Genomic DNA, 8,683 nt, shown 5'->3' with positions numbered 1-8,683 from the left:
GGGAGCAGGGAGCAGGGAGCAAGGGAGAAGAATTTTCCCCTCTGCCCCCCGCACCCCGCCCCTCTGCCTCTTTTCAATGACCAATGACTAATGACTCTTTGGTTGTATATGCACGCACCACATTTTTAATGATTTCCAGACCGACTTCTCCCGCTAGAGTCATGATTGATTCTGGATGAAACTGAACGGCGGCGATGGGAAGTGTCTGATGTTCAATGCCCATAATTACGTCGTCATCAGAAATTGCTGTTACCTTCAGTTCTTTTGGCAAATGTTGCGGTAGGGCAAACAATGAGTGATATCTACCCACTGGAAAAGATTGTGGTAAGTTTTTGAAGGTCACAGAATTAGAATCGGTGACGAAAATTCGTGAGGATTTACCATGTTGGGGATAGTTAAGGACTCCCAATTGTCCATCAAAGGCTTCAACAATGCCTTGCAGTCCCAGACAAACTCCGAAAATCGGAATTTTGCGATGAAGAAGGGCACCGACTGTCTGGGGAACCCGAAAATCACTTGGTCTACCAGGGCCAGGAGATAAAACAACTAAGTCAGGGCGTTCTGTATCGAATAACGATTCTGAGAAACCATGACGGAGTGTGGTGACGTTTGCACCAGTTTGACGAATGTAATTGGCTAGGGTATGAACAAATGAGTCTTCATAGTCTATTAGTAAGATGCGTTTACCAGCTGCGGCACTTGGGAGGATTTTAGTTGATTTTATGGAACTGGATTCATCAATTTTCTGACTCGTTTGCTTTACACGGCGAATTGTTTCAAATAAAGCAGCAGCTTTGGTAATTGTTTCTTGTTCTTCTGCTTGGGGTATCGAATCATAAAGGACAGTAGCACCAACTCGCACTTCGGCGATGCAGTCTTTTAATCGGATTGTCCGCAGAATTAATCCAGTATTTAAATTCCCATTGAAATTTAAATAGCCAACTGCTCCACCATACCAACGTCGGGCGCTACGTTCATGCTGTTCAATAAAATCGATTGCGGCTTTTTTGGGTGCGCCAGTGACTGTAACCGCCCATGTATGCGAAAGAAAGGCATCTAAAGCATCAAATTGCGATCGCAGTGTACCCTCAACATGATCCACTGTATGTATCAGGTGGCTGTATAATTCAATTTGGCGACGACCAATCACTTGTACTGAACCAGGTTCGCAGATTCGGGATTTGTCATTGCGATCGACATCAGTACACATGGTCAACTCAGCTTCATCTTTGTGTGAGTTGAGTAACTGACGAATTTGCACGGCATCGTCAAGAGCATCTTGTCCCCGGCTAATAGTGCCACTAATAGGACAAGTTTCTACCCGCCTACCTTCAACCCGCACAAACATTTCGGGAGATGCGCCAATCAGATATTCTCCACCTAAATTAAAAATAAACCCATAAGGGCTAGGATTTATTTCTTTTAAGGTGTTAAATAGTTTGCTGGGTTCTTCTTCATAGCCTTCAAAAAAGTTTTGACTAGGAACCACTTCAAATAAATCGCCTCGGCGGAAATAATCGAGCGCACCCTCGACTTTTTTAGCATACTCGCCTACTTTATGGTCAGCAGTTTGATTTGGGAGAAGATGTTTTCCGCGATAGTCTACAGACTCACCTGTTCGAGGCAGATTATTAGTGCTGCCATGCACTGTTTCAAATTCATATTCTAGACGAAATGCGCGTTGCTGATAGTAGTCAACAACTATCAAGTCATCAGGCAGATAAAGCACTAAATCCCGTTGATCTTTAGGACGTTCTAGGCGTTGGGTAATTGGTTCAAACTGAAAAACTAAGTCATAACCAAATGCCCCATACAATCCTAAATGCTCGTCTTCTTGACTAGAAAAAGTATATAGAATTTCCCGGATAACAGTAAATGCTGAAGGTTGTTTACTACGTTCTTCTTCAGCAAATAGTTTTTTTGCAGGTTTAATAAAGCCGACAAGATGCTTCTCATCTTGGCTAATTTTCTCAAGTTGTTCTGACTGAGATAGCTGCTCTAGGAGTAATGGTAAAAGAACTTCACCGCGTTCATTCAACGCTATCAAAGTAAAAGCATTTCCCTGTGTAGTCAATTCCAATGGTGGATTGACAAATCCGATCGCCCATCTCTTATATCTGCCTGGATATTCATAGCTGCTCCTTAGCAAACCTCCACGCTGAGAATTTAAGCGAAACAGAATATCTTCCAGGGCAATGTCCATCTTCACTTCGGTGATGGAGCGAGAAACACTTACACCGCCAAGGGTTTTGTAGGAACGGGAATCAAAAATCATGGGGAATTTCTCTGAAATATTTATTAGTCAGCAGCCCTTAATCATTATTGATAACTATCTTCAAATTAAAACAAATTTGGATAACTCTATACCAAGTTAATTCAAACTATCTAAATCTTTAGACTCGTTTATAAGGCAATACGCTTGGGTTAAGGCTTCACTCTTTGTCAAACAAAGTCAATTTTTTAACGTAGACGCGGAGCGGCTTGCCGCAGGCTACCGCAAAGACGCAAAGGGCGCAAAGGAAGAAAGAGAAAAAATAAATGCTTAACTGAACTGTATTGGTTTATAAAGATGTAATGGAAAACTTTTTGCTTCTTATTTAAGAGTACTAGATATCAAGCAGATAATACATTGAATAATTTTTCGATTAGGTGTCAATTTATTCGCTTTTTATACTGCTTTTCTAGTAAATTTCCTGGCAATACTGTTTGCAATTCTTCGCCTCCCTCAAAGGTAGTAGATAATCTCACAAGTTAGTAGTGAAAAATTGTCTCGCATCAAACCTCAGTGTTCCTACCCTGCGGGAAGGCGTACCACTTCGTGGAAGCAAGCTACGCGTAGCGTCTCGTAGAGAAGCGCCTATGCATTTAAAACTCGCGCAACAGCGATATTGCTTGCCTGTACAATAACAAATCCACCTTGTGAACTTCAATTGCTTTTCCAATGCGTTGTAAAAGCGTTAAAGTCAATTCTCCACCCAAGTGTTCGCGGAACTCGGTTAAACCCCGGAACAGACAATCAGGATGTTCCAGTTGTGATAACTTCTCAGCTAGTTCTGGCACATACAACGTGAAACCTAACGCTGATAAAGTATTTAATATCTGTTGCCACTCTGAAGAATCAAGCAGTCCTACTAAATAAGAATAGGTGCTATCCAAAGCAATACCGATCGCAACTGCTTCGCCATGACGCAAGCGATAATTTGTCAAATGCTCCAGTTTATGAGCCGCCCAATGTCCAAAATCCAGGGGACGAGACGAACCCATTTCAAAAGGATCGCCGCTATTGGCAATATGTTCTAGGTGTAACTGGGCGCAACGATAAATAACTTGTTGCATGGTGTCCATGTCTCGCCGCGCCAGGGCTGTGCTGTGAGTGTGGATAAAATCAAAAAAGCTAGCATCCTTAATTAGCGCCACTTTGACGGCTTCTGCGATTCCAGAACGCCAATCGCGATCGTCTAGAGTTGTCAAAAAGGCAGAATCATTTATAACGGCATAAGGTGGCGCAAATGTACCGAGAAAGTTCTTTTTACCAAAGGCGTTGATGCCGTTTTTTACGCCAACGCCGGAATCATTTTGTGCTAACACCGTCGTCGGAATCCGAATTAGGCGAATTCCCCGGTGAGCAGTTGCAGCAGCATATCCTACCAAATCCAATACAGCCCCACCCCCGATCGCTAACACATAAGAGTGGCGACATAATCCGGCTGCTTCAATCTGCTGCTGGATTTGATCTACTAAATTGCGATCGTTTTTGGCAGCTTCTCCTCCTGAAATTATCATCGGTTCAGCTGCGATCGCTAGTACCTCTGCATAAAACTTGGTATACGCTACTAATTGCTTCACCAATTCCGGTTGATGCTGCAATATTCCTGCGTCTACTATCGCTACTACTTTCTTCGGCTTTGTCTCCCCATCCCCTGAAATCACTTGGGCTAAGGTAGGATTTTTCAACTCAAATAAATTTTGGGTGAAGTAAACTTCATAGTTGAAAGTAACCGAAACACGCTGATGAATTGGTTGCAGACTGAATCTACTTTTTTGCTTAATGTCAACTACCATATTTTTGCTGATATATCTATAAGTGCGGCACGATTAAAAGCTTGAAGGAACATTTCTACCGAATGAGAACCATTTATCTTGACTTTATTATTGATGATGAAGAATGGCACACTATTGATACCATGCGGTCGAGCAAATATTGATTCAGCCACAAAGGCTTTAACCGCAGCATCATCACTCAATTGCAGTCGTAGTTCCCTAAAATCCATTTGGTAATAACTACCTATGGCAACAAGAACATCAATATCTCCGATGTTCAAACCGTCTTCAAAGTAAGCTTTATAAATGGCTTCTACGACATCGTTTTTTACCCTTGCGGGTGCGAGTGCAATCAGTCGGTGCGAAAGCTTAGTATTAACAGCCAAACGGATTTTTTCAAAATCTAGCTTGACTCCAGCCGCCTCACCTGCATATTGCGTAGAATCAAACAGGTATTGTAATTCTTCCGCTTTGAGTCCTTTTCTATCTAGCATAAAACTGCGAAATTCGTACCCGTCAGCAGGAACAGTATTATCGAGAATAAAGGGATGCCAGCGGATATCTACTTCTTTTTCTGGCCATTGTGCCAGTGCATCAAATAAATGCTTTTTTCCTATTCTGCACCAGGGGCAAACGGGATCGTGAAAAATGTCTATCAGCATAGTTTTTGTTCTTCAAAGGCTAATATTTATGTGCATCTGTGGTTTAAAATCTCGTTGGACTGTTGTATTTAAAGGTTGTAGAAAATTGTTAATTTTTTGCTCAAAAAATCTTTGAGTATTTTCAAATTCTTGAATTAATGCGTCTCTATCTTTCCCCACTACCAGTTTTGCCAATCGGCTGTAAGTATTGGCTAAAAAGCTAATTGCATCACACCTTTCTTCTGTAGCTAGCATAATATCCACACATAAGTTAGAATTTTGAGAAAACAAACGTTTAACAATGTCAATTTCTTGACGATAGTTAGGAGTTGACATTGTTAAACTCTGCTCTATATCCACTCTTGCTTGTGCTAAGAAAACGCCCAAGCTAAATCTACAGAAATGCTGCGTTGCTTGAATAATTACCATCATTTGATCGTGTTCTTCAGGCGTGCAAACAATTAACTCTCCCCCTTTACTTTTGATCAAGTCTAATAGCCATTGAAATGAATTATCATTTCTGCCTGGACATACTACCACCTTTTGTCCCAAAAACGATTTGATATTTGGCCCAAACATTGGATGTAAACCCATAACTGGGCCGCAATGGTATTCGAGCATTGCTTGAGTTGGCTGAGTCTTTATACTCGTGATGTCACACAAAGCTGTATTTGGGGCAAGGTATTTAGTTGCACGCTTGATAACATCAACTGTATGTTCAATGGGAACGCTGACTAATACTAATTCTGCCTGACTTAATAGTTGGTCTGCATACTCCCAATCTTCATGTTCGAGAATGCTAACATTGTGACCTACTAGCAAAAGCTGCTCTTTAAATAATCTTCCCATCCTGCCGCGTCCACCGATGATGGTAATTTGTCGGGGACTGACATGATTTATTGCAGATTTAGGAATCAGACTAGCATGACAACTATTTATTACACCTGCCCAAACCGACTCAGGAATACCAGCTTGAGCGAGTAGGGGAGCGACATCAGCCAGTTGTTCATCTAAAGAAGGTTGTTCTAATGCTGCTAATAATGATATGCGATCGCTCAGTAGGGCAATTAAGCTTTCGTCGGTTTTTTTAAGCTGCTCAGAATAAGAAGATTTCAAAGGCATTTTTCTTCCAATTTTCAAATATCAACAAGTGATTCCTTAGAACTCAATTCGGGCAAGATATCCAAAGTTGTTGCTTCTTTGGCAATCACATCAGAAAATAGTTCTTCATACCGATCTAGCGCTTGCTCAAAGGAATAATTTTCTACGGCAAACTTTCTTCCTTTGCGTCCTAATTGTGCTGCTAATTCCGGCTGATTATATAAATCCAACACCGCCGCAGCCAAAGCATCTGCTGACTCTGGCTCAACAATAATGCCGCCACCACTTTCTTTGATAGCTTTAGCAGCAGTACCAGCGGCGGGAACTGAACCGACAATTGGGCGACCACTGGCTAACAGCAGTGGTATTTTAGAAGGCATGTTGAAGGAAATTACATTGCTTTTTTGGACAATTAACCCGACATCTGCGGCTGCTAACATTTGCGGTAGTTTTTCTCGCGGTTGCAACGGTAGCAGCAAAACGTTATCTGCGCCACAAGCAAGACAATGTTTTTGCAACCTTTCGAGAGCTTGAGATTCACCTGCGATCGCAAAGACAATATCATTAATATGACGCAATCGCGATGCTGCTTCTATTACTGTCTCCAAACCTTGCGTGAGAGCAATATTACCTGAATAAAGCACTACAAATTTACCATCGAGTTGATGGGTAGCTCTCCAGGAGTTATTCTCCTTCGGTAAAGGGCGGATAAAATTTAGATTTACCCAATTTGGAATGCAGGCAATTTTATTAGCAGGTACACCTTTATTTATTAAATTATCTACAAAACCATCAGCAATTACGCTAATGGTATGTGCAGTTCGGTAGGCAAATTTCTCTAAAGCTTCCAGAGCTTGAATCATCAACTTATTTTTAATTAGCCCAACACGCACGGCAGCTTCAGGAAGAATATCTTGCACATTCAGCACTACTGGGCAGTTGTATAGCCAACCTATTAAGATTGCAGGTAAACAAACTAGTAACGGCGGCACTGTTAAAAGAATTACATCAGGTCGCTTACCCTTGAGTGCTTGTGGCAAACTTGTAAAAACAAAGCTCAACTCTAGCAGTAGTCTATCTATAAGGTTAGGTTTAGACTTAATCCGCAGGTAACTACGCTGAATGGTCACACCATTTTTTTGTTCAGTAACGTATAACTTACCTCGATACTCGTCGTAAATCTGACGCTGAGGATAGTTAGGCATACCTGTTATTACCCGCACTTGGTGCCCTCGCTTCACCAGCCCTTCTGCTAGTTCAGTCATCAAAGGTGCAATACCAATTGGTTCTGGATGATAGTTGTATGAATAAATCAGAATTTGCATGAACTCTTAATGTCCTGAAAGCACCTTGATCATGTTGGCTTTATTGTGGTATCCAGTTTTTATATCCCTTGTTCCGGATTTAATAACCTGAAATTTTCATAGGGTGTATTACTGCCGAGAGTACGCCACCGAGTTTATTGAGATGGTGCGCTAGCCAAGGGCATAACGCACCCTAAGAAACTTTTTAATTACGAATTACGAATTATTTTGCAGTTCCTTCTGTAAACCGAAGACCGACTGTTGTTGCCCACGTTTTCGCAATGTGATAGTAGCAGCCCCAAGTCCAAGCAATGCTAAACCTAATGCTGAATTAGGTTCCGGCACTTGCTTTCTGCCCTCTACGTTTAACACTTGGACACGACCTTGGAAGAAATCGCCCACATACAGCTTGTCATCTTTGAGGGTTGTACCACCCGTCCAGTTAAATCTGCCGGGAGTGAGGTCGAGGGGGTCGCCAAAAGGAGGACCAGTTAATGCTGGAGGCGGTACAGGGTTACCTGATGCATCGAGGGCTGGTTGACCGAAGGAAGTCAAGAAGTTACCGTTTTTATCGAATACCTGTACGCGGCTATTAATAGAATCAGCTACATAAATATTCTCTTGGTCGTCCACTTCGATGCCAATTGGCTGAAGAAGCTGTCCAGGTCCGCTACCTTCTGAACCAAATGCCAACAGAGGATTACCATTTGGATCGAGTACTTGAACGCGATTGTTATACTGGTCAGCTACAAAGATATTTCCACTAACTGGGGAAATTCTTACACCTGCGACACCTTGGAATTGCCCAGGTGCAGTGCCCACACTGCCACCAATGACACCAATTGGCTGTCCGTCTGGTGTGAATTTAAGGATTCTTTCGCCGTTAAAATCACCTACGTAAACGTTGCCAGTTTTGTCAAATGTTAGACCAGATGGCCCAAAGAAAATCCTATCATTGACGCGAGGGGTAAAATCTCCGTTTGCAAAGGATCTAATAAAGTTACCCTGAGGATCGAATTGATTGATGCGGTTGTTGTAAACATCACCTGAATACAAATCCCCTGTTACGGGATTAAAGTCTACAGTTGTTGGCTCGTCAAACTGCCCAGGTCCTGTGCCGCCGGAGCCAATTGCTCCAATATACTGACCGGTTGGACTAAATTTTTCAATTTTGTTACCGAGGTTGTAGTTAGGAGTACCATCCGGGTTAACACCGCGTCCGTTAGCTATGAGGGTATTCCCTTGGCTATCCACTGCTATCCCTTGGGGTACAAACAGTTCTCCAGGGCCGAAGCCGGGGCTACCAATACTTCTGTCGTAAGTTAATGTTACAGCCTTGGCTTGGACTGCTGTTGCCAACACGGTGAATCCGGTACCGAGAATAGCAAGTGACAAATTTTTGACTAATCCCATGAGTTTGAAGTCCTGGTTGTATGAGTTATACTCTTTCCTAGACTAATTTCGTTCCCAGTCCCAGTTTGGGAACCCTAAAATTCGGGCTGCCGCCTCTTGTTTGAAATGCAACTTTCTGTGTGAGGCAGCAGCCTATTCTGTAAGCTATGCCTGAGAGAAGAGGCAGGGGAGCAGGGGGCAGGG

The 8,683-nt window shown here is 42.5% G+C and carries 6 protein-coding genes; all 6 read right to left on the bottom strand.

From position 1 onward, the window contains the following. Positions 1 to 73: 73 nt before the first annotated feature. The 6 genes from F8R90_RS21985 to scyF all read right to left on the bottom strand — a co-directional run bounded on the left by F8R90_RS21985 (position 74) and on the right by scyF (position 8,500). Positions 74 to 2,275, bottom strand: a complete 2,202-nt coding sequence (locus tag F8R90_RS21985) for an anthranilate synthase (protein WP_196512456.1) — start codon at positions 2,273 to 2,275, stop codon at positions 74 to 76. A 590-nt stretch (positions 2,276 to 2,865) separates the two neighbouring features. Beyond that, positions 2,866 to 4,062: a 3-dehydroquinate synthase gene (locus tag F8R90_RS21980; protein WP_196512455.1), complete on the bottom strand. Its 1,197-nt coding sequence runs from the start codon at positions 4,060 to 4,062 to the stop codon at positions 2,866 to 2,868. Continuing rightward, a complete protein-coding gene (locus F8R90_RS21975; RefSeq protein ID WP_196512454.1) occupies positions 4,056 to 4,703 on the bottom strand; it encodes a DsbA family oxidoreductase in 648 nt (215 codons plus the stop codon). Before F8R90_RS21975 ends, F8R90_RS21980 begins: the two co-directional genes overlap by 7 nt. A 12-nt stretch (positions 4,704 to 4,715) precedes the next feature. Further along, the gene (gene tyrA / locus F8R90_RS21970; protein ID WP_196512453.1) at positions 4,716 to 5,804 is read right to left on the bottom strand and encodes a bifunctional chorismate mutase/prephenate dehydrogenase; all 1,089 of its coding nucleotides are present in this window, start codon (positions 5,802 to 5,804) and stop codon (positions 4,716 to 4,718) included. 14 nt (positions 5,805 to 5,818) lie between these two features. Beyond that, positions 5,819 to 7,108 carry a glycosyltransferase family 4 protein gene (locus F8R90_RS21965; protein WP_196512452.1) on the bottom strand — a complete coding sequence of 430 codons (1,290 nt, stop codon included), beginning with the start codon at positions 7,106 to 7,108 and terminating at the stop codon, positions 5,819 to 5,821. 195 nt (positions 7,109 to 7,303) lie between these two features. Continuing rightward, positions 7,304 to 8,500 carry a scytonemin biosynthesis PEP-CTERM protein ScyF gene (gene scyF / locus F8R90_RS21960; protein WP_196512451.1) on the bottom strand — a complete coding sequence of 399 codons (1,197 nt, stop codon included), beginning with the start codon at positions 8,498 to 8,500 and terminating at the stop codon, positions 7,304 to 7,306. Positions 8,501 to 8,683: the final 183 nt, after the last annotated feature.

This window comes from Nostoc sp. NZL, assembly GCF_015714705.1.
GTDB classification, from domain to species: domain Bacteria; phylum Cyanobacteriota; class Cyanobacteriia; order Cyanobacteriales; family Nostocaceae; genus Nostoc; species Nostoc foliaceum_A.
The sequence above is the reverse complement of the archived record's forward strand: the minus strand, read 5'-3'. Positions and strand labels throughout refer to the sequence as shown.

What these genes read in the sequence shown, in the direction of transcription:
- F8R90_RS21985 (WP_196512456.1), bottom strand. Translation starts at nt 2,275, where the DNA reads ATGATTTTTGATTCCCGTTCCTACAAAACCCTTGGCGGTGTAAGTGTT.
- F8R90_RS21975 (WP_196512454.1), bottom strand. Translation starts at nt 4,703, where the DNA reads ATGCTGATAGACATTTTTCACGATCCCGTTTGCCCCTGGTGCAGAATA.
- F8R90_RS21980 (WP_196512455.1), bottom strand. Translation starts at nt 4,062, where the DNA reads ATGGTAGTTGACATTAAGCAAAAAAGTAGATTCAGTCTGCAACCAATT.
- tyrA (WP_196512453.1), bottom strand. Translation starts at nt 5,804, where the DNA reads ATGCCTTTGAAATCTTCTTATTCTGAGCAGCTTAAAAAAACCGACGAA.
- F8R90_RS21965 (WP_196512452.1), bottom strand. Translation starts at nt 7,108, where the DNA reads ATGCAAATTCTGATTTATTCATACAACTATCATCCAGAACCAATTGGT.
- scyF (WP_196512451.1), bottom strand. Translation starts at nt 8,500, where the DNA reads ATGGGATTAGTCAAAAATTTGTCACTTGCTATTCTCGGTACCGGATTC.